The sequence below is a fragment of the Poseidonibacter lekithochrous genome (assembly GCF_018861145.1).
GTDB lineage: Bacteria > Campylobacterota > Campylobacteria > Campylobacterales > Arcobacteraceae > Poseidonibacter > Poseidonibacter lekithochrous_A.
Map to the genome: position 1 here is coordinate 110,452 of NZ_JAHKQT010000017.1, position 25,376 is coordinate 135,827.

Sequence of the window (25,376 nt, forward strand, 5' to 3'; positions counted from 1 at the left end):
TATGTCTTAATCTTTCTTATTTTTATAATACTTTAAAATCTCTACAACCTTTGAAGCATATCCCCATTCATTATCATACCAAAGTAGAAGTTTTACCATTTTATTGTTTTTAACATCTGTATACCTATGATCTATAATTGTAGTTTTATGCTCTTTTTTAAAGTCACTTGAAACTAATGGCTCATTATTATTTAACATAATAGGAAAAGATTGATTTCTTTCATAATTCTCAAAAATATCAATTATTTCTTCTTTTGTACATTCTTCATTTAAAAATAAAGTTACATTTATTGCACCTACTGTATCTGTTGGAACTCTAAGTGAGCTTGATGAGATTAACTCTGCATTAATTTTAGGACAAATATATGAGCATGCTTCAATAGTAGTCGTTTTATTTGGAATAATATTTTGAGTTGATGAACGTCCAAACTCAAAATTACACTCAACATCTCTTGTTGCACTTCCTACAAAACTTCCATCTAAAACTCTTTGATGATTTAATAGTGGATGGATAGTTACAATATCTCCACAAAAGATTCCTTTTTTTTCATTTAAAAGATTTAATGCAGGAAGTAGTGCTGTTGCATTACAAGAACTTGTTGAGATTACTTTATGTTTTTTTATCTCAAGTTGTTTTTCATTTACGCCTAAAATTAGATTTATATCCGCATTTACATTTGGGTGGGTTAAAAAGACTGCTTGAACATCAAGGTTTTGTAAAATATCTTTTTCTTCTTTTTTCCCACTTGCATCGATTATAATATCAATATTACTTAAATCAATATCTTTTAAACAAGAGTGATTTACTATTTTTATTTTTGAAGAACTATTTTGTATATAGTTATCATCTGCTATTTTAAATTTATCTTCAATATTCCCATAAGTTGAATCATGATTTATTGAGTAAACAATGTTTTTAATATAAGGATTTATTTCATTTATAGAAACAATTTCAAATGTATCATTTTTATCTAATAATCTTAGAATTACTTTTCCAATACGTCCAACGCCGTTTAATAATACTCGTGTTTTCATATATAATTACCTATTTTAATACAAGATTTTTGAAATTGTACCATTTATCATATTATCTTTGATATAGTTACTTATTATAAAGATAAAAGGAGATTTAAAACATTGAATAAAACACAAATAAGTTGCAGTCTGTATGATCATATTGAAATAGCATGTTTGTATAAATATGAAATTGAAATACATACTATTAATGAAGATGTTTTTAGAGGAATTGCAATTGATACAAAATTAAATGATGAAAAGAAAGAGTGTATTGTTATTACAAGTGAAAATATCAATAAGTTGATTCTTTTAGAAGATATTGAAAAGTTAAAAGTTCTCACTAAAAATGCAAAGTTTAGTGAGATTGTTTTTTAGATAATTTAACTTTCTTTCATTTCTATAAACAAAAAGTGAGAATTGCTAATAGCTTCAATATTTAGCATACTCTCTTTTGTAACTTCTAGTGCATCTCCATGATTTAACTCAATATTATTAACTCTTGATGAACCTTCAATTTGCACAAAATATACTTGTCTGTTTTCATCTATTTTATATTCTAAGCTCTTTTCTTTATTAAGTTGGCTTACATAAATATTTATATCTTGATAAATTTTAATTTTTGCATTTCCCTCTTGTGAAGAAACAATATTTAAAAGTTTGTTATCTTTTTCTTCTTTAAATCTATGGGAACCATAAAGTCTTGGAAGTGAAACTTCAGGAGGAACTATCCAAATTTGAAGAAGTCGTAAATCCTTTGAATTATGAATATTCTTTTCACTATGATAAATACCATCTCCAGCGCTTAGATACTGTACTTCACCTTCTTTTAAAGTCTCACTATTTCCCATTGAGTCTTTGTGTGTTATTTCTCCTTCTACTACATAAGAAATTATCTCCATATTTGAATGAGGATGAGTATCAAAGCCAGAGTTAGGATGAAGAATATCATCATTTAGTACTCTTAAAACACCAAAATTTATATTATTAGGATTTCTATATTCAGCGAATGAAAAATGAAATCTTGATTCTAGCCAGCCTAGATTTGATCTTCCCATATTTTCTTTTGATAATTTTTTTAGCATCTTAATTTAAAAAACCTTAGCTTATTTAGCTAAGATTCCTTCTAATTCTATATCGAGTTTTATTTTTTCTCCAACAACAACTCCACCAGTTTCAAGAGCTTTATTCCAAGATAGAGCAAAATCTTTTCTATTAATTTTTCCGCTTAAAGATAAACCTACTCTTTTATTTCCCCATGGATCAGTTATACTTCCATTATTTTCAAAATCAAGTTTTACATCTTTTGTAATACCATGAATTGTTAATTTCCCATAAGCATTATCTCCAGATATCTTATCTAACTTAAAAGTTAAGTTAGGATATTTAGTAACTTCAAAAAAATCTGCTGATTTTAAATGCTCATCTCTTTTTTCATTTTCAGTGTTAATTGAAGAAGCTTCAATATTTCCAGTTAAAGAGTTTAATGTTTTAGTTTTCTCATCATAATCAAATGTTCCACTAAACTTGTCAAACTTTCCACTTACATTTGTAATCATTAAATGCTTTACTTTAAAGCCAATATTAGAGTGACTTGTATCCACATTGTAAGTTCCAGCAAAAAGTGCAGATGCTGTAATAAGTGAGGCTAGTGTTAATTTTTTGAAATTCATTTTATTGTCCTTTTATTACTAATTAGTAGTAATAGATTAAATTTTTTTAAATAGAGTTATAAATTTTATTTAATAAATTGTAAAAAGTATCTAACTCTTCATCACTCAAGTCTTCAACACAATTATGAAGATTTTTTGCATGATTTGGAAATACTTTTTCAATCACCTTTTTCCCTTTTTCCGTGATAGTTAATATTGATGCTCTTTTATCTTCAGGATTTAAAATAGAAGTAATCCAGCCATCTCTTTTTAAATTTTTTATAACTACCGTAATGTTTCCAGGAGTACTCATAGTAAGTTTTGTAATTGAACTTATATTTAAATCACCTCTGTGATATAAAACTTCAAGTACTTTAAATTGATTAAACGTAAGGTCATGTTCTGATAAATAGTTTACAGTTTGAGTGTGTATTTTTAAATTAAGTCTTTCTAATCTAACAATTGTTTTCATAGCTTTGTCAGTTCTTAATCCATAACTTTTTTTATTCATCATTAATCCCTTGACAAAATTATACTACTAATTAGTAATAAAGTCAATACTGGTAATAAATATATCAATATTATATAAATTATTAGAAGATAATAATTATCCTTTAAGTTTAAATCTGACATACTGTTAGAATATATATAAGAATAAAAGGAAAATTATGAAAACAATAACAACAACAGCAGGGGAACCTGTAGGTAGTCATCAAGATGCTTTAACAGCGGGTGAGAGAGGCCCTTTATTAATGCAAGATTACTATTTAATAGAAAAACTTGCACATCAAAATAGAGAAAGAATTCCTGAGCGAACTATGCATGCAAAAGGTTCAGGTGCACATGGAACTTTAACTATTACTAATGATATTACAAAATATACAAAAGCTGATATTTTTAGTGAAATCGGAAAACAAACACCTTTATTTATGCGGTTTTCAACAGTAGCAGGTGAGAGAGGTGCTGCTGATGCTGAAAGAGATGTAAGAGGTTTTGCTATGAAGTTTTATACACAAGAAGGAAACTGGGATTTAGTTGGAAATAATACTCCAATCTTCTTTGTAGCCGACCCATATAAGTTTCCAGACTTTGCACATACACAAAAAAGAGATCCAAGAACAAATATGAGAAGCCCAACTGCAATGTGGGATTTTTGGTCATTAACTCCTGAGTCAATACACCAGGTTACTATTTTATTCTCAGATCGTGGAATACCAAGCTCATATAGACATATGCATGGTTTTGGTTCACACACATATAGTTTTATAAATAAAGACAAGGAAAGAACATGGGTTAAATTTCACTTTGTAACACAACAAGGTATTAAAAATCTTACAAATGAAGAAGCTAGTGTTGTAATTGGAAATGATAGAGAAAGTGCTCAAAAAGATTTATACGAATCAATTGAAAATAAAGACTTCCCAAAATGGGATTTAAAAATTCAAGTGATGAGCGAAGAACAAGCAAAAAATCACAGAGATAATCCATTTGATTTAACAAAAGTTTGGTCTAAAAAAGAGTATCCACTTATAGATGTAGGTACTATGGAATTAAATAGAAATCCAAATAATTATTTTAATGAAGTGGAACAAGCATCATTTTCTCCATCAAATATGGTTCCTGGAATTGCATTGTCTCCTGATAAAATGTTACAAGCCAGAGGTTTTGCATATCCTGATGCTCAAAGATATAGAGTAGGAACTCACTATGAAGCATTACCAATTAACAGACCTTTAAATGAAGTTAATACTTATCATAAAGATGGTTCTATGAGTTTTGAAGATATAAATAAAACAGCTGGGCTTATATATGAGCCAAATAGTTTTGGTGGAGCAAAAGAAGATGCCCAATACTTAGAACCTGCATATCCATTAGAAGGTGATGCAGCAAGATATGATAGAAGCTTAAATAATGATCATTTCTATCAAGCTAGAGATTTATTTAATCTTATGAATGAGAGCCAAAAAAATCTACTTTTCACTAATATTGCAGCAGGAATGCAAGATGTTCCAAATGATATTATAAATAGACAAATAGCGCTATTTGAACAAATATCATCTGCATATGCAAATGGTGTAAAAAAGGCTTTAGATGGAAACAATAGTAAGTAGCCAAGAAGAAGAAAGATATGTAGAACTTCAATTACTTGCATTAGATTATGCAAGAGAAGGTAATACACATGATCTTGATAAGATGATATCTTATGGAATGCCTATAAATCTTTGTACAATTAAAGATGATACATTACTAATGCTGGCAACTTATAATGGTAATTATGAAACAGCACAGATGTTAATCAAAAATGGTGCTGATTTAGATAAAGTAAATCAAAGAGAACAAACCCCTTTAGAAGGAGTTTGTTTTAAAGGTTATTTTGAAATAGTAAAATTACTTGTCGAAAGTGGTGCTACAATTACAAATAATTCTATAAGTTTTGCAAGCATCTTTGGACATAAAGAAATAGTAAAATATTTAAAAAATAAGGCTCCTTTAAAAAAACATAAAATAGTAGGAATTGATGTAGAAAGTATTTCTACTTTTGTAGCAAAAATTAAAAATATTTTTAGAAAAAATTGATTTCTTTTCTTAACCTCTTCATAATAAAAACTTAGATAAAATAATACGTTTTGCTATAAAGAATGAAATAAGGAAACGAATATGTTATTAACTCCAGGTCCTACTCCTGTACCAGAATTTGTAAGAAAAGCAATGGCCGATATTACAATTCATCATAGAACTCCAGAGTTTGAAGCTATTTTTGCCCAAACGAGAGAGTTATTATTTGAACTATACAATATGGATGAGGTTGTTATGCTTGCATCTAGTGGTTCAGGTGCTATGGAAGCTTGTATTACAAACTTAACACATAAAAAAGCTCTTACTATTAATTCAGGAAAGTTTGGTGAAAGATTTGGAAAGATATGTAAAGCTTTCGATATTGAATATACTGAAATTAAAAATGAATGGAATAAAGCAGTTACTGTTGAAGAAGTGCTTTATACTCTTGAACAAGATAAAGATATTGATGCGATTTTTATTCAAATTTGTGAAAGTGCTGGAGGATTAAGACATCCTGTAGAGCAAATTGCACAAGAAGTTAAAAAATTAAACAGAGATATTATGATTATTGCAGATGGTATTACAGCAATCGGTGTTGAAAAAATTGATACTACAAACTTAGATGCAGTAATTACAGGAAGTCAAAAAGCTTTAATGCTTCCTCCAGGACTTGCAGTAATTGGTTTATCAAATGATGCAGTTGCAAAAATAGAAAAGAAATCAAGAGGTTTCTATTTTAATTTAGCGACAGAAATTAAACAACAAAGAAAAAATACTACAGCATGGACAGCAGCTACTACACTTATCATTGGATTACGAGAAATTTTATCAAATATTAAAAACAATGGTGGTTTTGATGCTTTATATGAAAAAACTGCATTAAGAGCTAGTTCATCTAGAAAAGCATTAAAAGCAATTGGTTGTAAGATTTATCCTTCAACTCCTGCAAATGCTATGACTACAATTTATACTGAAGATGCACCTGCAATTAGAAAAATATTAAAAAATAAATATGATGTAAATATTGCTGGTGGACAAGATCATATTAAATCATTGATTTTTAGAATTAATCATATGGGCTTAGTTGATGATAATGAAGCTGCATGGGTTTTAAATACAATTGAATTAGCAATGGATGAATTAAAAATAAGAACATTTGATGGAACTGCGAATAGAGTGTTTTCTACAAATATGTTTAAAGGAAACTAGAATAGATGGTTTTTGAGCATGAAATCCCAAAAGGAAGTAGATTATACTTTGGTAAAGTTGCAAAGGCTAAAAGAGCTTTAGAAAACAAAGTATGTGAGATTTTAGATAATAAAGGTTTTGAAGAGATTATTACTCCAAACTTTTCTTATTCTCAACATCAATCAATTGAAAATGAAAAAAAACTAATTAAGTTTTCAGATGAGCAGAACGAACAAGTTTCTTTACGAGCTGATTCAACTTTAGATGTAGTTAGAATTATTTCTAAAAGACTTGGAAGAACAACAAAACATAAAAAATGGTTCTATGTTCAGCCTATATTTACATATCCTTCAACAGAAGAGTATCAAATTGGTTGTGAGTGGATAGGGCATGATAATATATCTGATATGATGAATTTAACTACAGATATTTTAAAAGCTTTAGATGTAGAACCTATTTTACAAATATCAAATATTAATATTCCAAAGCTAGTAGCTAATGAATTAAATATTGATATTGAATTATTTAAAAATGGTGAAATAGCATCACTATTTAAACTTAAATGTGATTGGTTAAATCAATTATTAAAAGTTAAAAATATTGAAGATTTAGAAAAAGTAGCGTTAGTAGTTCCTGCTTCTATTCAAGAAGAATTAAAAAAACTATTATGTAAAGCAAAAGAAGTTAACTATTCAAATATTATTATTGCACCACTTTATTACGGTTTCTTAAAATATTACGATGGTATTTATTATAGAGTTATCAGTGATAACTTAACAGTGTGTAAGGGTGGAATGTACTCAAGTGAGGGTTCATGTTCACTAGGTTTTGCACTTTATACAGATAGTTTATTAAAAATTTTAGAGGATTAATATGAGTAAAGCAGATTTAATTGTAGGAATACAATGGGGTGACGAAGGTAAAGGTAAGATGGTTGATATGCTTGCCCAAAATTACGATATGGTTTGTAGAAGTCAAGGTGGACATAATGCTGGTCATACAATCTGGGTTGATGGTGTAAGATTTGCACTTCATTTAATTCCTTCTGGAGTTTTAAATCCAAAAGCTATTAATATTATTGGAAATGGAGTTGTTTTATCTCCTGAATCAATTATTAAAGAAATGGAACAGTTTGGAAATTTAGAAGGTAGATTATTTATCTCTGATAAAGCACATTTAAACTTACCATATCATGCTTTAATTGATCAAGCAAAAGAGAGATTAAAGGGTGATAAAGCTATTGGAACAACTGGAAAAGGAATAGGTCCTGCTTATGCTGAAAAAATCTCTAGATCTGGATTTAGAGTTGGTGAGTTATTAAACCCTACAAAATTAACAGCTTCTATTTTAGAATATTTTGAACAAAATAGAGCAATTTTTGATGTACTTGAAATTGCCACTCCAAAAGAAGATGAATTATTAGAACTATTAACTTCTTATAAAAATGCTTTAGCACCACTTATTGCAAATACAACAAAAATGGTGTGGGATGCAATTGATGCTGATAAAAAGATTTTATTAGAAGGTGCACAAGGTACTTTACTTGATATTGACCATGGAACGTATCCCTATGTTACTTCTTCTTCAACTGTAAGTGCAGGAGCTTGTACTGGTTTAGGAATTAGTCCAAAAGATATAGGACTTGTAACGGGAATTGTCAAAGCATATACTACAAGAGTAGGAAATGGACCTTTCCCTTCTGAAGATTTTACAGACGAAGGTCAAAAAATAGCTGACATTGGAAAAGAAGTTGGTGTTACAACTGGACGTGGTAGAAGATGTGGTTGGTTTGATGCAATTGCAGTAAAACATGCAGCTAGACTTAATGGTTGTGACCAATTATCATTAATGAAATTAGATGTATTAGATGGTTTCCCAAAAATTAAAATCTGTGTAGCATATGATTTAAATGGTGAAAGAATCGATTATATGCCATCTGATTTAGAAAATGTAAAACCAATTTATGAAGAATTTGATGGATGGGATACATTAGTAGGTGCAAGAGATTATGATGAACTACCTGAAAATGCAAAAAAATATATTGAAAAAATCGAAGAAGTAACATCTGTTAAAGTAGGAATTGTTTCGACTTCACCAGAAAGAGCTGACACAATTATAAGAGGATAGTATTATGAGAATGAAGACACATCATACACCATATATTTCAAGAAGAATCACAAGAGATTTAGTTACTTGTGAGTTTGTTGAAATAAGAAAAGAAAAGCATAGTATTGAAGCTGAAGTAGAAAAAATACTAGATGCTGATATTGATAAAGAGTATGATCTAGATGAAAAAGTTGATTCAATCTTAGATGAACAAGAAGAAGAAATAGAATTTCATAATGCAGATAGAAGACAATTATTTTGGATGACTAAAAAAAGATTAGCAAATGATTTTGGAGTTATTTTAAATAATGAAGATAGATTCTCTGATATTGCACATCAGATTTTAGATTATTTATGGGATGAAGATTATATTCATTATACATGTTCTGATAATCAAATTAAAAATGTAATTTTTGCTTCAATTGAGCAATTTATGAAAGGTTTTGAAGAAGCAGATTCTGCTGTTTATGAAAAAATTAAAACATATAAAAGAAAGCTAATACCAGGAACTGAAGATTATGATATTATTTATCATAGATTATATGAAGAAGAATTAATTAAAAGGGGATTGATTTAATATGCAAAGAGTTTGGATATATTTAGAAAATGGAACATTTTTAGAAGCAAGATCATTTGGTGCGACAGGTACATCTGTTGGTGAAATAGTTTTTAATACATCATTAACTGGATATCAAGAAATTATTTCAGATCCATCATATGCAGGTCAATTTGTTACTTTTACAATGCCAGAAATTGGTAACGTTGGAGTTAACTCTGATGATATGGAGAGTAAAACTTGTCACTGTAAAGGTGTATTAGTTAGAAATTATCATCATGATTATTCTAATTATAGAGCTACTGATAATTTAGATTCATTATTAAAAGAACATAATGTTTTAGGTATTTGTGACATTGATACTAGATATTTAACTAAGATGTTAAGAGATGAGGGGGCTATGATGATGATAGCTTCGACTGAAATTTCATCAAAAGAAGAGTTAGCTAAAAAATTAGCATCAAGTCCTAGAATTGAAGATATCAACTATATTGAGCAAGTATCTACAAAAGAAGCTTATGTTCATAAGTTTGGAGCTTGGGATCATGAAAATAAAGCATATAATAAAGCTGTTATGAGTGACAAAAAAGTTGTTGTTGTTGACTTTGGTGTTAAAAGAAATATCTTAAATGAATTAGTACAATCAGGTCTTGAAGTAGAAGTTATTCCTTCATCTTTTAAAGCTGTTGATTTAATTGAAAGATTTGAGAAAAAAGAAATTGGTGGAATTTTTCTTTCAAATGGTCCAGGTGATCCATTAACACTTACAGAAGAAAAGAAAGAAGTTCAAAAACTAATTGATGCAAATATTCCAATGTTTGCTATTTGTTTAGGACACCAAATGTTATCAATTGCTCATGGATATGATACATATAAATTAAAATTTGGTCAACATGGTGGTAACCATCCTGTTGCAAATCCTGATAATATAGTAGAAATTACTGCACAAAATCATAACTATAATGTTCCAGATAATATTATAGAAATAGCAGAAATTACACACCAGAATTTATTTGATAATACTATTGAAGGTGTAAAATATAAGAATAAAGAGATTTTCTCAGTTCAACATCACCCTGAAGCATCTCCAGGTCCTCATGAGTCAAAATATATCTTTAATGAATTTGCAAAGATTGTAAAATAAGGTTTAACCCCTTATTTTACTAATAGTTTTCCTACGGCTTTTTTAACAAAAGGAACTACTATTATTATTGTTGGAAATGCAACTAAAAATGCTTTCCAATAAGCTTCTAACCAAATAATTATAAAACTGTCAACAACACCTAAATTAATATATGTAATCACAAGGCTCATGAAACCTGACATAAATAAGCTCATTAAAAAAGCAAATAGTATTATTTCATATTTTCTTGGAATCATTTTAATTCTTTATATAGTTGTAAGTGTTTGAAATAATTCATATGTTGCAGCAGTTGCAATTCCTGCTGCAATTCCAGCAACTAAATCATCTCCCATAACTCCCCATCCACCTTTTACATCTCTATCAATACGTCCAATAATAGATGGCTTCCAAATATCAAATAATCTAAAGTAAATAAAAGCAAGAGGTGCCATAATCATCAGATTTTCTTGAGTGATTCCACAGATTGATATGGCAATCCACATACCTGCTAATTCATCAATTACAATCTCTTTGCCATCATGAACACCTACTTCTTTTTCATAAATATCTATTTGTTTAACAGCAATTACACTAATAAATAAGGCTATTAAAAAAATTGTAGATACATGTAAATATGGCAGTAATGCTAAAACTAATAATAAAGAAACAAAAGAACCTACAGTTCCTGGTGCTTTAGGACTTAAACCTGAATATCCAACTGTTAAAAAAAATTTTCTAAAATCCACAATTAATCCTTATTTTTTCTTTTCAATACCAAGTTTTTTTCTTTTTTCCCAAAGAGATTTTCTTGAAATTCCTAATTTTTTAGAAAGTTCTGTGTCTGGGTATTTTGATTGGTATGATAAAACCATTAGTTTTACATAATCATTTATTGTCATAATATTCGTATTACTCATTAGTAAATTTGAATCATTAAATTCTACTTTCCTATATGGAAAATCTTCTTCACTTTCTAGTGAAGATATTACACAATTTTTATCTTCAATTAATTTGATTAAATTTTCTTTTGCACTTCTTTTTAATGAATGAAATTGTGTTAAATAAATGATTCTTTTTTTATCAATCGTATTTAATTGCTTTTGCCATGTTGATGTAGAAAGAGATATAAAAGAGATTGGTTTATCTAATTTTCGTGATAGTTCAAATACTAATTTATCGGCACTCTTTTGTGAATTTGATTCTATTAATGTTGGAAATGAAGGTGGAAGTAAAACTTCTTTAGTATCAATATCTTCCATAATAAAATCTACATACTCTCTTAAGCTTTGAAGCTCTTTCTTCATTGATCTACACTCTTTGTAGTGGTATATCTTTCTAACTAATTCATCCATTATAAAAGGCTTCATAATATAATCTTTTGCGCCATCTTTAATTGGATTAGTAACCGTTTCATCTGAAATATATGAAACTAATAAAAGTATAATTGAAGTTTGACTATATCTTTTAATTATATTTTTACATAAAGAAGAGGGAAGGGAAGTAGATAATAAAACTATATCATAATCTTTAGTTAGGTTATCTATATTTGGTGATTCAATATAATCACAACTGTGCCCATCATCTAGTAATCTTGAAACTACTTTTTGTGCTAAGTAAATTTCATTTTCTATAATTAATATATTCATTTTTTAGTCCAATTATAATATTTTAAAGTAGCTATACTTTGTACTGCAACGCCTTCGCTTCTTCCAATAAAACCCATCTTTTCAGCAGTAGTGGCTTTTATGTTTACAAATTGTTTTTCAATTCCTAATAATTTTGCAATTGAAGATTTAATTTCTTGTTTATGTGGATTTATTTTTGGTTTTTGAGCAATGATTGTTAAATCAATATTTACAATTTCATATCCAACATTATAAATAAACTCTACAATTTTTTCTAATAAAACCTTTGAATCAATACCTTTATATTGTTCATCTGTATCAGGGAAGAACTCCCCGATATCTCCTGCTCCAGCAGCTCCTAAAAGTGCATCAATAACAGAGTGAATTAATACATCTCCATCACTATGAGCTTTAAACCCATAATCTACAGGTAATTTAATTCCGCCTAGATACATTTCTTTATTATCTTCAAACTGATGAATATCAAATCCTGTTCCAGTAAAGAAGTTATTAGAAGGAGTTTTTAAACAAGCTAGTTCATCAATTTCATTTCCAAAAGTTAATTTTTTGCTTTTTGTACTTCCTTGAATATATTTAATAGTTCCATTATTTGCTTTTATTGCAGAACTATCATCCGTATGCTCAATATTTGTTTTTAATGAGTTCCTTAGAACCTCTGTATTTGAAAGTTGAGGAGTTTGTATTAATTTTACACTATCTCTATTTATTGTATTTTCATCATAAATTACAGTATCTGAAACATTTAATACAGGTACTATACAATCAGCATGGTTTTTATTTTCTAATAAATCAATAATTACACTTTTAGGAATACAAGCTCTTGCTACATCTGAAATCATTACATGACTTGTACTTACTTCTTTTAATGAATTTACAATAGATTCTTGTCTAGTATTACCACCTGCTATAAAGCAGTAATCATCAGAAAAGTTTTTCATATAGGAAAGTTCATTTTTGGAAGAAGTAATTATTATTTTGTCAAAATCAGCATATTCTGACATCTTTTTTGTAACATTTAACCATAGCGGATGATTATCTGTTCTTAACCATTGTTTTTTTGCTTTATGTTCAAATCTACTTGAATTTCCAGCACATAATATTATCAGTGTAACATCTAGCAAATAAGTCCCTTGTGTAAAAAAGTTACATATTATAGTTAAAAGTTACTTACGCATAAGTTAAGAATTTTTATCTAACTCTTCTTTTATCGCATCTATTGAATTAATAAAGTGTTCTAAATCTAATTGGTATTCAACAACTTTAGCTATTGCTTTTTCAACAGAATCATCACTAAGAGGGGCTCTTACATTAGTTAGTATTTTTATAATTTCAAGTATTTGTACTTTTTGAATAAATTCTTTAGGGCAGTTTTCTATATCTCCCACAAATCCAATTGAAAATATTAAATTATGTCCAAGTGACCAGTTTTTAAATATATTTGCTGTAATTCTAGCACAACTATATCCTACAAACTTTTCTTCACATAAAGACATATCTTCATTTTTATTTAATTCATCTAAAAATTCTTCAGTTTGTTTATTTTCTTGAATTATTTCAGAGATTACAAATTTTCCTGTTTCTTGTAAAAATGCAGGGAGAAGTAATTCATCTTTTAAATCAAAATCAATACTTGAAATCCAAGTATTAACAATTTTTGTAGCTAAGGCACTTGTAAATATAAAGTCATCAGTTGTTACTGCATAAGCGCAAAGATTAGATTTAAGTGTATCTTGAATTAAAGTTCCCATCGCAACAGAAATAGTAAAATTTATTCCTAATAAATGAATAGATCTACTTAAAGTATCAACTTCACTTCTAAATCCAAACATAGCAGAGTTAGCAATTCTTAAAATTGTTGTAACCATTAAAGGATCTTGTTCAATTATTGTTATTAATTTTTCTGGACTTGAGTCTTTGATTCTTTTAAAATCTTCTAACTCGATAATACTACTTGGTAATGGAGGTAGCGAATCTATCTTTTTTATTAAAATTTTTTTCATATTATTCCTAAGTTGTATTTCAAGTATATATAAAAGCAATTATATAGAAAAGAAACTTACATAAGTAATAAAATAAATGTTAAAAGTATTGATAAATAATTTATATATATAACTTAAGAAATATATACTTCAATATTAGGATATATATTTAGAAGCCTTTTTCTTTTTTCTTTTGACATTACACAAAATGCTGTAGCTAGGGCATCTGCTAATATTGCATTTTCCGCTTTTACAGTAACTGATTTTAAATAATTTGCACTTGTTCCTGTATTTACATCAAATAAATGATGATATTTTTTGCTAAATCTTGTACCATATCCACCTGAACTTGCTAATGCATTATTATTTAGTTTTAAATATTTTTTATTTTTTAAATATGGAGTAGCAATATTCCAATCTCTATTATCCTTATGTCCTCCAATACTATTAAATTCACCTAAATCAACTAGAACATTTTTAAAACCTTTTTGTCTTAAAATATTTGTAATTCTATCAGTTATATATCCTTGTGCGATTCCATTTAGTGTTATTTTCATATCTTTTAATTTAAACCGTATTTCTTTTTGCTCTATAATTATATTTTTATAAGATACTAGTTTAATAGCTTTATTTATATACTTTTCTAGATTTTGACTATTACCTTTTGTTTTAAAAGCTTTGTCATGTGCAAGCCATAAGGGTTGAACAGTAACATCAAAAGCTCCCTTTGTATTTACAGATATTTTATGTGCAAAGTTTAATACTTCAACTAATTCTTTGGGTGGATTTTTTAAAACACCATCTTTATTTAATTTTGAAATTGAAGAATTTGTATCAAAGAGACTAAAGATTTTTTCTAATCTTTTAATCTCATTAATACAAATTTTTAAACTTTCATTTGCATAGTTTTTATCTGAATGGAATAATGTCATATGAGATGTTGCACCTAAAGCAACTCCTTTCCAAGATGCTACTAAGGATTCTTTAGTATTTTCTGCATTTAATTTATCAAAAGGTAAAGTAAGACTTAAAGAACTAGCTAGAATTGTTAAAAACTTTCTTCTTGATACTTTAGACATTTGTTTTTCTCCAATCTTTAATTTCCATATCTTTTTCTTTTTTTGCATCTTTTTTTAATATCTTACATAAATTTGCATCACTATAAATTTGAACACAATCTAAACATTGAAAACAATCTGCATATTTGATATGACCATCAGTTTTGTCAATTGCTTGATAATTACAGCTTTTATGGCAGTTATTACATGGGTTTCCGCACTCAGCTCTTCTTGGTAACCAGTCTAATATTTGTAATCTACCCATTAAAGAAAGGAATGCTCCTAAAGGACAGAAGTATCTACAAAATCCTTTAAATAAGAACATTCCTAGAATTAACCAAAATAAGGCATAAACTACATACGGCCATTGTCTATCAAAGATTAAAGTAATTGAAGTTTTAAAAGGTTCTATTTCGATTAAATACTCAGTAATATTTGGAGCAAATATAGCTGAAAGAATTAAGGATGCAAGTACTACATACTTTATATATATAAGTTTAGAATTTAATTTTTCTGAAAATCTAATTCGGGGTAATTTTAATATTCTTCCTAAATAGTGAGAAAATTCTTGAAGTACTCCATATGGACATAACCAACCACAAAATGTTCCTCTACCCCAAATAACTAATGATAGTAAAACAAAGAACCAAATTATAAGTGAGAAGGGATCATATAATAAAAATTGTAAGCTTTGAGAATTTACTACTGCTTTTACTAAACCTAAGATAGTAACCATACTAAGCTGACCTTGTCCATACCAACCTATAAAAAATAGTGTTATTAAAAGAAGAAAACTTCTTTTATATCGCAAGTTTGTTAGGACTACTTGATACTTAAATAAAATTATAAACAACCCACTTAATAATAGAGTTAATATTATTAGTTTCTCTTTTTGCTCATAAATTGAAGCAAGCCAAAGAGGAGTTTCTTTTACTTTCTCTTTAATGTCAAAATATTTTTTATCTATATGTACATCTAAACTTAAATTTTTAATAACAGGAATTGAATATAAAGTTGTATCTCCACGTACTAGTTTTGTATTTAATGTCCAAGAACTTGATGGGTCAAAATCAAACCTTTTATCTACTTGCAAAATTAAGGATTGATCAAATTGTGGAATACCTTCTAATAAATCAATTTGATAATCTCCATCTCTTATATTTAAAGCAAAACCTTCTTGTTGTATTTCTAAAGTATCAGGAGAAGTATTTCTTACAAAATCTTCTCTTAAGATTTGATGCGCACCATTTGCTAATATGAGTATTGCTTCTTCAGTTTCTAAGAGTTGTCCATCTAATTCGTTTTGAGTTGTTTGTTTTATTATATTTTTAGCAATTGAAGGAATAGTTAAATCAGCTACATATAAATCTAAAAAGAGTTCATTTTTTTCTTCATCTAAAAGTTCATTTACATACTCTGTATTTTCAAAAAGTTTTTCTGCTTCTTTTTTTGTAACTTTTAAATTTTTAACAAGTTTATTATCTAGAAGACTTTCCCAAGTATGTTTTTCTAATAAATCTTTTTTAGGATTTGAAATCTCTTTAGGTGCAACACCTGAAAGTTTTTCTTTAGCAATCTTAATAGAAGAGGCTAAGATACTATCATTTGCAATTTTTACAGATGCTGTTGCTTTACTTACACCATCTAAATAAACAGTATTCCCAGAGCTTTTTAAATCGCCAACTTTTATACTGTTTTTTAAGGTTTTATCTTTATATTGTTTTAAAAAATCTATAAAAGGCTGTACCCCTAGACCTGAAACAAAAACAGGCTCATCTTGCTCTAAAAGATAAACATCTAAAAATTTGCCTTCAATACTCATTTTTATTAATATATTCATTTTTCCACCTGAAAAACCTGCAATTGGTGCTAAGTCGAATGTTTCAAATATATAAGAGTGGAGGTTTTTATTTTCATCTAATATTTCCCATACTGGAAGGGCTTTATCTTTTTTTCCAAGACTCATAGGTTTAGTTATAAATTTTGTAAGTTCTTCTTTTGTCATTGAAGCATGGATGTTATTAAAAGATACAAGTAAAATAAATATTATTAAAATTAAACGAATCATAATACCTCTTTAGTTTTTTTAAGTTAATAAAGAGTATATAATATGAATATAGCTTAGGATTAGCGATAATTAATAAAATGCTCTTTAATTAAGACAATAATTATCCTATTTTAATTATAATACGAAAATAAATACAATAAAGGAAATTTTCTATGGCAAATATCGAAGATATTAAAAAAGAATTAGAGAAAGTTAAGTATCCTGGTTTTGCAAAATCTATTATAGAATTTGGTTTTGTAAAGGATGTTAAAGTAGACGGTTCAAACTGTTCTGTTACTTTAGATATAACATCAACAGCTGCTGAAGTTGAAGCACAGTTAACAAAAGAAATTACAGCATGTTTAAGCGCTATTGGAATGAATGTAACATTAAGTTTCAATAAGCCTCAAGCTCCAAAACAAAGTAGTAATGCAGTAAGTGGAAAAAACATTGCACCTCAAATTAAAAAAATAGTAATGGTTAGTTCAGGAAAAGGTGGTGTTGGGAAATCAACTACTACTGTAAACTTAGCAGTTGCAGCAGCAATGCAAGGTAAAAAAGTCGGTATCTTAGATGCTGATATTTATGGTCCAAATATTCCTCGTATGATGGGTTTAAATGGTAAAGAAGTTGAAGTAATTGGTGATAAAGCAAAACCTTTACATGCATATGGTGTTGATGTAATGTCAATGGGTGTATTAATGGAAGAAGGGCAAGCTGTAATCTGGAGAGGTTCTATGATTATGAAAGCTATTCAGCAATTATTAAGAGATATTTTATGGGAAAATTTAGATATCTTATTTATTGATATGCCACCAGGAACTGGAGATGCTCAATTAACATTAGCACAAAGTGTTCCAGTTGCAGCTGGTATTAATGTTACAACTCCTCAACATGTTGCTTTAGATGATTCTAGAAGATCACTAGATATGTTTGATAAATTACATATTCCTGTAGCTGGTGTAGTTGAAAATATGAGTGGATTTATTTGTCCATCATGTAATACTGAATCAGATATTTTTGGAATGGGTACATGTGATGCATTAGCTGATCAATATAACACTCAAGTATTAGGTTCTTTACCAATCGAGCCTGCTATTAGAGAAGGTGGAGATAGCGGTAAACCAATCGTTTACTTTGCACCTGAATCAGTTTCTGCAAAAAGATATATGGAAGCAGCAGCTAAAGTTATTGCTTTTGTTGATGCTATTGATGATGATAGAACAAATGAAGATATTCAACCAACAACGCCTCCTGGTGTTAGTGCTTGTTCAACTACAACAGCAGCTCCTAAAAAAGAAGCTTCAAGTGGTGAAAGCTGTGGTACTGGATGTGGTTGTCACTAATTGACAGTTCTATAATATTTTGAGTATAAAAAAAGGGGAGATATTAATATCTCCCCTTTTTTAATTTTAAGAATCCTTGCATATATTATATTTATCACTACACAAACAATAAACGAACTCTTTATATTGACTTCACACTTCTTTACTATAATTCAACTACAAAATATAAAACAATATAAAAAAGGATTTCAAAATGAGAAAATTAACAACAACAATTATAGGATTAAGTTTATTAGCAGGAAGTGCATTAAGTGCACAAGATAATTTCGCAAGTTTTTACCCAGAACAAGATAATGATACTCCAAGTTATTTATTATCGGATAACCATGATTCTAAAGCATATCAAACATTAGCAAAAGTATCTTCACCTAATAATATATTTACATCTTTTTATCCAGCAGAAGATACTGATACACCTGATTATTTAGCTAGCTTTAGTGATAACTCATCAGAGGGATATCAAACATTAGCAAAAACATCAATTAGTCATTGTTCGTTAACTGCTTTATACCCAGAAAAAGGTCTTGATACAAGAGTTCAAACTTCTTGTTAATTACTATAAATTATTAAAAATACTATAAAATTTAAATAAAAAAAAGGGGAAGAATTATAAATTCTTCCCCTTTTTTAATATCCTAAAGTTAATAAGAAAATATTATTTTTCAGTTCTAGAATTCTTCTCTTCAATTCCAGACATTCCAAATCTTCTTGCTAATTCTTGTTTTACTCTATCCGGACTTACATTTTTAGATGCAAGTGCAACTAACATATGATAAGTAACATCAGCAGCTTCATAGATGATTTCTTCAGTATCATTATCTTTTATTGCAAAAGTAAATTCACCTGCTTCTTCTACAATTTTTTTAAGCATAGAGTTTTCTTTTCCATTAAGAAGTTTTGATGTGTATGATTTTTCTGGATCATCATTCTTTTTTTCTAAGATAGTATGATATAAAGTATCAATTACTCCATATGCTTGTACTGTATCAACTTGTACATCTGATATTATTTCATTTGTTTTCATACTTGTAAAGAAGCATGATTTTCTTCCAGTATGACAAGCAACACCTGTTTGATTAACTTTTAATAAAATTGTGTCATTATCACAATCAAGCATAATATCAACAACTTCTTGAGTGTGGCCAGAGCTTTCACCCTTTTTCCAAATTCGCTGCTTACTTCTAGAAAAATAATGAGCAATATTTGATTCAAGTGTTAATGATAATGCTTCTTTATCCATGTATGCTAACATTAAAACTTCATTTGTAGAGGCTTCTTGTGTTACCACAGGAATTAAACCATCCATTTTATCCCAATCAATAGTATTTATTTGACTCATTTATTTAATCCTTAGAATTTTTTACCTACGTCTATTTTTAGACTATCTATTTCTCTTTTTTCTTTATTTACATTAGCATCTAAATTTAATGCTGAATCTTCTTTTTTCTTTCTTTTATTTGGAAGAGCAAGAGGTTCTTCATATTTATCTGTAGGCTGATATTTATCTTCAATTATTTCAGGATCTAAAATTATAATTGGATCTGATAATTGATTGGCATTTATAAGAAATGTAAGTAAAAAAAGTTTTGTTAGTATTAATATAGTAATTTTTTTCATAATTAAGTAAAAGAGTAGAAAAATTCTACTCTTTAAGACTATTGGCTAATTGCCGCGTCTCTTGATTTACTTTTAGTATCAACCCAAATATTTGGAGTTGAACCACCAGGTGTTAAGAAAATCTTAGCATCTTTATTTGTTTTAAGTGCTTCATTGAATTTCCCTTGAACTTCAATTTGTTGCATTTGAAGAAGTTTTGGAGTTAAAGATTCTGCAATTGATTTATTTGCTAAAGCTTGTGCTTTTGCTTCAATAGTTACAGCATCTGCACGTCCTTGCGCTTCAATTCTGTTAGCTTCAGCATCACCAATAGCTTTAGCAGCTCTTTTTTCAGCTTCTTGCTTAGTTCTTAAAACTTCGTATTTTACTCTTTCAGATTCTTGATTTGCAATTTGAACTCTTTCAATTTGTTCTTTAATCTTAGTTGGTAAAACAATTTCTCTTAATTGAACAGATAATAAAGCAACTGGTTTCCCAGGTAATGCATCTATATTTGCTCTTACACCATCTTCGATTTTAACAGCGATTTCATTTCTTCTTGTTGGTAAATCTTCAGCTGTATATACACCAACTACATTTCTTACAATATCTCTTACAACTGGATTAATAATTTTGTCTTCCCAAGAGAATCCCCAGTTAGCAATAGTTGTTGGAGCACCTTCTGCTGTTAATCTATATTGAACTGTTAATTCAATTGAAACAGGTAGCCCTCTTGCATCAAGAATATTTATTGCAGGATTTAATCTAATACTTTGATCAAAACCACCTGTAGTTTCTACAGATGCATAATTCATTAATCTAACTTTTGTATCTATTAATACAACTTTTTGGAAACCTGGAATATATAAGTGAATACCTGGTCTTAAAGGAGTCTCTTCATATTTACCAGTAGTACTTTTAATACCTACTTCCCCTGATTCTACAATCACAAATGGTTTAAATAAGAATAATGCAACAATAATTGCAATAATTACATATACAAACCCAGCTTTTTTACCTAAGTTTTTGAAAAATTCAGGTGGCTCAAAAGGTGGTTGATAGTTTCCTCCACCTCCATTATTATTCGATGAATTTCCCCCACCGTTCTGTTGTTGTTTCTTTTTAAAATAATCGTTATCTATTGGCATAATTGTCCTTAAAATTTTTATAAATATTGTTCATCAACTGATTTTACTGTTGTTTAGTTAATGTATGTTAAATCGTTTAAATATTTTTCATTTTTTCCAGCAACTACATCAAAATATGCTGTTTGTAAAGCTTCAGTTATTGGACCTCTTTCACCTTTTCCAATTACTCTTGCATCAATATCTCTAATAGGAGTTACTTCAACAGCCGTTCCTGTAAAGAATGCTTCATCTGCAACATAAACTTCTTCTCTTGTTAATCTTCTTCTAACAACTTCATAACCTAAATCTTTTGCTAAATCAATAACAGTTGCTTGTGTAATTGATTCTAAAGAGTTGTCATTTGGTGGAGTAATAATTACACCATCTCTAACTATAAAGAAACAAGCTCCTGAAGCTTCTGCAATATAACCTTGGTCATCTCTTAAAAGTGCTTCATCATAACCACATTCAACTGCTTCAAATTTTGCCATTTGTGAGTTTAAGTAGTTTGCAACTGCTTTTGCTTTACCCATTCCCGAAGTATTTGAATTTCTAGTCATTGATGCAATTTTTACTCTTACACCTTTCTTCATTCCTTCTTCGCCTAAGTAAGCTCCCCATTCCCATGCAGATACAGAAACTTTTACAGGTGCTTCTTTATGATAAAGACCCATAACTCCATAACCTAAATAAACTAAAGGTCTAATATAAGCACCTTCAAATAATTCATTTTTTTGTAATAATTCAATTTGTGCTTTATTTAATTCATCTTCTGAAAAAGGAACATTTATTAAAGTCATTTTTGAAGAATTGATAAGTCTTTTAGTATGTTCTTTTAATTTAAATATTGCACATCTTCCATCGTGAGTTTTGTATGCTTTAGTACCTTCAATAGCACCATTTCCATAATGTAAAGTATGAGATAAAACGTGAACTTTAGCGTCATGCCAGTTTACATATTCGCCATCCATCCATATATATTTTGCTTCAGTCATGGTATAAATTCCTAATGATTAAATTTTTAATTAATATTTTATCTAAGATATAATTAAAAAATACCGATAATAGAATTTTTACTACTTTTTTTATAAAAACATTTACTAATTATGGTATATTGTCGAAAATTTTTTAAAGGCATAAAATTTAATATGAAATATAAGAATATTATAAAATTAATCACATCATTTCTTTTAATATCTTTTTTAACAGGATGTGGAGTAAGACAAATAAAAACAGTTGATAATAATGGAAATGTTACGTATATCAATAAAAATGAAAAAATAGTATATGAAAGACCAGAAGTATCAGAATTATTAAAAAATAGAATTCGAGAAATTTTAAATACAATGGCTTCAAATGATTTAATGCGGCTAAATAAAAAATATATTCATCCAGAGTTTGGATTTTATAATCTTTTTAAAATGGATGGAACAAAGTTTTTTTTAGAACAAAAAGAGATTTATAATATAATAGAGGATGAAACAGAAGAAGTTTCACATATTATCTCAAGAGTAAAAAATGATTCTACTAAACTTAAAATAATTCAAAAAAATGTAGTATTTAATTGTAGCCCAAATAATGATGCTTTTTATGGTTGGAATGATGATGGTTTGTTTTTATCTAGTATGACAGATTCTTTTTTATCTAAAATGATGAAAGAGACAAATATTTATCAAAAAGATAAATATAAAACAAAAGATTTTCAAAAAGCAGATCTAATAGAAAAGACAAGTTATAAAGTAGTATTAACTCCTGAACTATCTTTTTATCTTACAAAAATTGATAATAATTGGTATATAACATTAATTGATAGAATCACCTCAGATTGTAGTTCTATTAATTAGTAAAACAAGATTAATGCAACTAAGTTGCAGCTAAGAATAAAATGATAAAATTCCTCCCAAAAGGAAAATAATGAAAAATTATATATTAACTAACGTAATTATTTCTTCAGTATTATTCATAAAATATAAAATAAAAAAAAATAAGTTTTAAAATGTCCATAGAATTATCAAACATAGCAAAGCTACCAACACAATATGGAAATTTTAAAATACAATCATTTAAAGAAAATGGCTTAGATCACTTCGTAATATTTACTGAAAATTTACCAACAACTCCTTACATTAGGATTCATTCTGAATGTTTAACTGGGGATGTATTTAAAAGTATAAAATGTGATTGTGGTGAGCAATTAGATTTTGCAATGAAGAAAATAAGTAAAGAAGGTGGTATGATAATTTACTTAAGACAAGAAGGAAGAGGAATTGGACTTTTTAATAAAGTAAATGCTTATTCATTCCAAGATATGGGGTATGATACTATTGAAGCAAATAAAAAGCTAGGTTTTGAAGCTGATTTAAGAAAATTTGATTTAGTACCTAAAATATTAAGAGAGTTTAAAATAGATAAAATTAAACTAATGACAAATAACCCTAGAAAATTAAGCTCTTTAGAAGATATAGAAGTGGTTGAGAGAATTCCTGTATTAATAAGTTCTTGTGAATATAATTATGAATATTTAAAAGTTAAAAAAGAAGAATTAGGACATCTTTTATAAAGTAAAACCTTTTACAAGGTTTTACTTTTTAATTAGATTCTATGATTAATTATTGTTTGCAATTGTATTTGCTACGTGAATTAAGTTTTGTGACCAATTTGTTGCTAAAGGTGTTTCTTTAATAACTTTTATTTTTAATTCGTCTGCTATTACTTTAGCACTTTTATCAGAAAATTCACTTTGTGTAAAAATAGCTTTTATATTTTCTTTTTTTGCTTCTTCTATTATTTCTTTAAGTATTTTAGGTTTTGGTTCTTTTCCTTCAACTTCTACAGGAAATTGAATTAAATTATAATCTTTTGCAAAATAACCCCATGCTGGATGGAAAACCATAAACTTAGAATTCTTAGGAATTTTAGTAAAAATTTCTTTTATTTTTTTATCTGTTTGATTTATTTCATTTACGAAATTGTTATAATTATTTAAATAGTACTCTTTATTTGAACTATCAACTTGAACTAATACAGCATAAATATTTTTTGCCATGATTTTAACATTTTTAGGACTTGTCCAAGTATGTGGATCTTCTTTGTATTCTGCTTTATCAGTATGTTCTTCGTGTTCATGATGCTCGTTATGTTCATGATCTTTTTTATTCTCATCATGCTCTTTATGTCCTTCATGATGGTGATTATGCTTTTTCATCATTATTCTTTGAACATCTTTAGTCATTTTAATAAATTTCATATTCTTATTTTGATTTGCGAATTTATTAAGCCAAGTGTCTTCAAATCCAAAGCCAATTGGAAAATAAATATCTGCTTTTGAAATATGTATCATTTGAGATGCTTTAGGCTCATAAGAGTGTGGGTTACTTCCTGGTGTAACCATTGAAACAACGTTTACTTTATCTCCTCCGATTTTTTCAACAAATGTTTGTTGAGGTAAAATACTAACTACTATATTTGTTTTAGCATAAACAAAATTTACTAATAAAAATAATGGGATTAAAAATCTCATGTATTACTCCTTCTATATTATTGCAACTAAGTTGCATTGATGGAATTCTAATTAAATATTTATTAAATGCAACTTAGTTGCATTTAATAAATTATGGGTATAATATATAAAATACAAAAATTAACAAAAATAATAAGGTTTAAAGATGAGTCAACGAGAATTTTGGAATAACAAATTTTCAAGAGATGGTTTCTTATATGGATTGAAACCTAATACTTTTATAGCTTCAAAAATAGGGCTTTTAGCAAAAAAATCCCAAGTATTATGTATTGGAGAAGGTGAAGGTCGAAATGCAATATTTTTTGCAAAAAAAGAGTTTAATGTTACTGCTGTTGATGCTTCTGATATTGGATTATTAAAACTTCAAGAAAGAGCAAAAGAAGAGAACCTAGAAATTAATACATTATGTATGGATCTAAATCATTGGGAGATTACACATAAATACGATGTAATTGTTGCTTCTTATTTACATATGTATAAAGAGGAAAGAAGTGCTTTATTTAATAAAATAGAAGAATCCTTGAATACTAATGGTTATTTTATTGGAGAATTCTTTTCAACTAAACAATTAAAATATACAAGTGGTGGTCCAAAAGATGAAGATTTACTTTATACAGTTGATGATTTTAGAAAATCATTTTTATTATGTGACAAAGAGATAAAAGAGCAAGTTACCATTTTAGATGAAGGAAAAGGTCATCAAGGTGAGGCATGTGTTATTAGAGTAGTGATTCAAAAACTATAATAAAAACTAGATAAAAAATCTATATTCTGATTTTTTTATCTAGACTTATATACTAGAGTATTTATTAATAATCACTTAACGGAAATTTAACAAAAATTTAAATACACTCCTAAT

29 protein-coding genes are annotated in these 25,376 nt (G+C 28.0%); 13 read left to right on the plus strand and 16 right to left on the minus strand.

Going from position 1 to position 25,376, the window contains the following annotated elements; genetic code table 11:
- Window positions 1–6: 6 nt before the first annotated feature.
- Complete coding sequence (locus KO488_RS06395; RefSeq protein ID WP_216057964.1) at window positions 7–1,035, minus strand: glyceraldehyde 3-phosphate dehydrogenase NAD-binding domain-containing protein; 1,029 nt, start codon at window positions 1,033–1,035, stop codon at window positions 7–9.
- Window positions 1,036–1,137: 102 nt separating this feature from the next.
- Here KO488_RS06395 and KO488_RS06400 point away from each other — a divergent pair, with 102 nt between their 5' ends.
- Entirely contained in the window at window positions 1,138–1,392 is a 255-nt protein-coding gene (locus KO488_RS06400) for a Rho-binding antiterminator (protein ID WP_216057965.1), read from the plus strand.
- A 5-nt stretch (window positions 1,393–1,397) separates the two neighbouring features.
- Here the strand turns inward: KO488_RS06400 and KO488_RS06405 are convergent, their stop codons facing one another.
- From KO488_RS06405 to KO488_RS06415, 3 genes are read right to left on the minus strand one after another with little or no spacing between them, the layout of a single operon-like run.
- A complete protein-coding gene (locus tag KO488_RS06405; protein WP_216057966.1) occupies window positions 1,398–2,099 on the minus strand; it encodes a pirin family protein in 702 nt (233 codons plus the stop codon).
- A 21-nt stretch (window positions 2,100–2,120) separates the two neighbouring features.
- The gene (locus KO488_RS06410; RefSeq protein ID WP_216057967.1) at window positions 2,121–2,687 is read right to left on the minus strand and encodes a YceI family protein; all 567 of its coding nucleotides are present in this window, start codon (window positions 2,685–2,687) and stop codon (window positions 2,121–2,123) included.
- A 46-nt stretch (window positions 2,688–2,733) separates the two neighbouring features.
- Window positions 2,734–3,177 carry a MarR family winged helix-turn-helix transcriptional regulator gene (locus KO488_RS06415; protein ID WP_228319051.1) on the minus strand — a complete coding sequence of 148 codons (444 nt, stop codon included), beginning with the start codon at window positions 3,175–3,177 and terminating at the stop codon, window positions 2,734–2,736.
- Window positions 3,178–3,334: 157 nt separating this feature from the next.
- Between KO488_RS06415 and KO488_RS06420 the strand changes: the two genes are divergently transcribed.
- The 7 genes from KO488_RS06420 (at window position 3,335) to carA (ending at window position 10,219) form a co-directional block, all read left to right on the plus strand.
- On the plus strand, window positions 3,335–4,777 hold the full coding sequence (locus KO488_RS06420) for a catalase (RefSeq protein WP_216057969.1): 1,443 nt from the start codon (window positions 3,335–3,337) through the stop codon (window positions 4,775–4,777).
- Window positions 4,758–5,243 carry an ankyrin repeat domain-containing protein gene (locus KO488_RS06425; protein WP_216057970.1) on the plus strand — a complete coding sequence of 162 codons (486 nt, stop codon included), beginning with the start codon at window positions 4,758–4,760 and terminating at the stop codon, window positions 5,241–5,243. Before KO488_RS06420 ends, KO488_RS06425 begins: the two co-directional genes overlap by 20 nt.
- 81 nt (window positions 5,244–5,324) lie before the next feature.
- Window positions 5,325–6,434, plus strand: a complete 1,110-nt coding sequence (locus KO488_RS06430; RefSeq protein WP_216057971.1) for a pyridoxal-phosphate-dependent aminotransferase family protein — start codon at window positions 5,325–5,327, stop codon at window positions 6,432–6,434.
- A gap of 5 nt (window positions 6,435–6,439) precedes the next feature.
- Complete coding sequence (locus tag KO488_RS06435; RefSeq protein ID WP_216057972.1) at window positions 6,440–7,285, plus strand: ATP phosphoribosyltransferase regulatory subunit; 846 nt, start codon at window positions 6,440–6,442, stop codon at window positions 7,283–7,285.
- A gap of 1 nt (window position 7,286) precedes the next feature.
- Window positions 7,287–8,540, plus strand: coding sequence for an adenylosuccinate synthase (locus tag KO488_RS06440; RefSeq protein ID WP_216057973.1), 1,254 nt, complete (start codon window positions 7,287–7,289; stop codon window positions 8,538–8,540).
- 4 nt (window positions 8,541–8,544) lie between these two features.
- A complete protein-coding gene (locus KO488_RS06445; protein WP_216057974.1) occupies window positions 8,545–9,096 on the plus strand; it encodes a DUF507 family protein in 552 nt (183 codons plus the stop codon).
- A 1-nt stretch (window position 9,097) separates the two neighbouring features.
- Window positions 9,098–10,219 (plus strand): glutamine-hydrolyzing carbamoyl-phosphate synthase small subunit, encoded by a 1,122-nt coding sequence (gene carA / locus KO488_RS06450; RefSeq protein ID WP_216057975.1) that lies wholly within the window; start codon window positions 9,098–9,100, stop codon window positions 10,217–10,219.
- A gap of 11 nt (window positions 10,220–10,230) precedes the next feature.
- On the opposite strand, the gene KO488_RS06455 is transcribed toward carA, so the two are convergent.
- From KO488_RS06455 to KO488_RS06485, 7 genes are all read right to left on the minus strand, one after another.
- Window positions 10,231–10,455 (minus strand): DUF2798 domain-containing protein, encoded by a 225-nt coding sequence (locus KO488_RS06455; protein WP_216057976.1) that lies wholly within the window; start codon window positions 10,453–10,455, stop codon window positions 10,231–10,233.
- A gap of 9 nt (window positions 10,456–10,464) precedes the next feature.
- Entirely contained in the window at window positions 10,465–10,944 is a 480-nt protein-coding gene (locus tag KO488_RS06460; RefSeq protein ID WP_216057977.1) for a phosphatidylglycerophosphatase A, read from the minus strand.
- 9 nt (window positions 10,945–10,953) lie between these two features.
- Complete coding sequence (locus KO488_RS06465) at window positions 10,954–11,844, minus strand: DNA-binding response regulator (RefSeq protein ID WP_216057978.1); 891 nt, start codon at window positions 11,842–11,844, stop codon at window positions 10,954–10,956.
- Complete coding sequence (locus tag KO488_RS06470) at window positions 11,841–12,965, minus strand: bifunctional 2-C-methyl-D-erythritol 4-phosphate cytidylyltransferase/2-C-methyl-D-erythritol 2,4-cyclodiphosphate synthase (protein WP_216057979.1); 1,125 nt, start codon at window positions 12,963–12,965, stop codon at window positions 11,841–11,843. Before KO488_RS06470 ends, KO488_RS06465 begins: the two co-directional genes overlap by 4 nt.
- Before the next feature lie 57 nt (window positions 12,966–13,022).
- A complete protein-coding gene (locus KO488_RS06475; protein WP_216057980.1) occupies window positions 13,023–13,844 on the minus strand; it encodes an HDOD domain-containing protein in 822 nt (273 codons plus the stop codon).
- Between the two features lie 113 nt (window positions 13,845–13,957).
- On the minus strand, window positions 13,958–14,902 hold the full coding sequence (locus tag KO488_RS06480) for an FAD:protein FMN transferase (RefSeq protein ID WP_216057981.1): 945 nt from the start codon (window positions 14,900–14,902) through the stop codon (window positions 13,958–13,960).
- Window positions 14,895–16,949, minus strand: a complete 2,055-nt coding sequence (locus KO488_RS06485) for a 4Fe-4S binding protein (RefSeq protein ID WP_216057982.1) — start codon at window positions 16,947–16,949, stop codon at window positions 14,895–14,897. Before KO488_RS06485 ends, KO488_RS06480 begins: the two co-directional genes overlap by 8 nt.
- 152 nt (window positions 16,950–17,101) lie before the next feature.
- On the opposite strand from KO488_RS06485, the gene KO488_RS06490 reads away from it, so the two are divergent.
- Together KO488_RS06490 and KO488_RS06495 are read left to right on the plus strand one after the other, a co-directional pair.
- On the plus strand, window positions 17,102–18,274 hold the full coding sequence (locus KO488_RS06490; RefSeq protein ID WP_216057983.1) for an Mrp/NBP35 family ATP-binding protein: 1,173 nt from the start codon (window positions 17,102–17,104) through the stop codon (window positions 18,272–18,274).
- A gap of 193 nt (window positions 18,275–18,467) precedes the next feature.
- Window positions 18,468–18,827: a hypothetical protein gene (locus KO488_RS06495; RefSeq protein ID WP_216057984.1), complete on the plus strand. Its 360-nt coding sequence runs from the start codon at window positions 18,468–18,470 to the stop codon at window positions 18,825–18,827.
- A 102-nt stretch (window positions 18,828–18,929) separates the two neighbouring features.
- Here the strand turns inward: KO488_RS06495 and hisIE are convergent, their stop codons facing one another.
- From hisIE to KO488_RS06515, 4 genes are read right to left on the minus strand one after another with little or no spacing between them, the layout of a single operon-like run.
- A complete protein-coding gene (hisIE, locus tag KO488_RS06500) occupies window positions 18,930–19,613 on the minus strand; it encodes a bifunctional phosphoribosyl-AMP cyclohydrolase/phosphoribosyl-ATP diphosphatase HisIE (protein ID WP_216057985.1) in 684 nt (227 codons plus the stop codon).
- A gap of 11 nt (window positions 19,614–19,624) precedes the next feature.
- Entirely contained in the window at window positions 19,625–19,891 is a 267-nt protein-coding gene (locus tag KO488_RS06505; RefSeq protein ID WP_216057986.1) for a hypothetical protein, read from the minus strand.
- Window positions 19,892–19,929: 38 nt separating this feature from the next.
- Window positions 19,930–21,018, minus strand: coding sequence for a prohibitin family protein (locus KO488_RS06510; RefSeq protein ID WP_216057987.1), 1,089 nt, complete (start codon window positions 21,016–21,018; stop codon window positions 19,930–19,932).
- Window positions 21,019–21,071: 53 nt separating this feature from the next.
- Window positions 21,072–21,992: a branched-chain amino acid transaminase gene (locus tag KO488_RS06515; RefSeq protein WP_216057988.1), complete on the minus strand. Its 921-nt coding sequence runs from the start codon at window positions 21,990–21,992 to the stop codon at window positions 21,072–21,074.
- Between the two features lie 153 nt (window positions 21,993–22,145).
- On the opposite strand from KO488_RS06515, the gene KO488_RS06520 reads away from it, so the two are divergent.
- Window positions 22,146–22,841 carry a hypothetical protein gene (locus KO488_RS06520; RefSeq protein ID WP_216057989.1) on the plus strand — a complete coding sequence of 232 codons (696 nt, stop codon included), beginning with the start codon at window positions 22,146–22,148 and terminating at the stop codon, window positions 22,839–22,841.
- A gap of 152 nt (window positions 22,842–22,993) precedes the next feature.
- A complete protein-coding gene (ribA, locus tag KO488_RS06525; RefSeq protein ID WP_216057990.1) occupies window positions 22,994–23,557 on the plus strand; it encodes a GTP cyclohydrolase II in 564 nt (187 codons plus the stop codon).
- A 45-nt stretch (window positions 23,558–23,602) separates the two neighbouring features.
- Here ribA and KO488_RS06530 read toward each other — a convergent pair whose 3' ends face one another.
- A complete protein-coding gene (locus KO488_RS06530) occupies window positions 23,603–24,517 on the minus strand; it encodes a metal ABC transporter solute-binding protein, Zn/Mn family (protein ID WP_216057991.1) in 915 nt (304 codons plus the stop codon).
- A gap of 145 nt (window positions 24,518–24,662) precedes the next feature.
- Here KO488_RS06530 and KO488_RS06535 point away from each other — a divergent pair, with 145 nt between their 5' ends.
- Complete coding sequence (locus KO488_RS06535) at window positions 24,663–25,262, plus strand: SAM-dependent methyltransferase (RefSeq protein ID WP_216057992.1); 600 nt, start codon at window positions 24,663–24,665, stop codon at window positions 25,260–25,262.
- The last annotated feature ends 114 nt before the right edge of the window (window positions 25,263–25,376 follow it).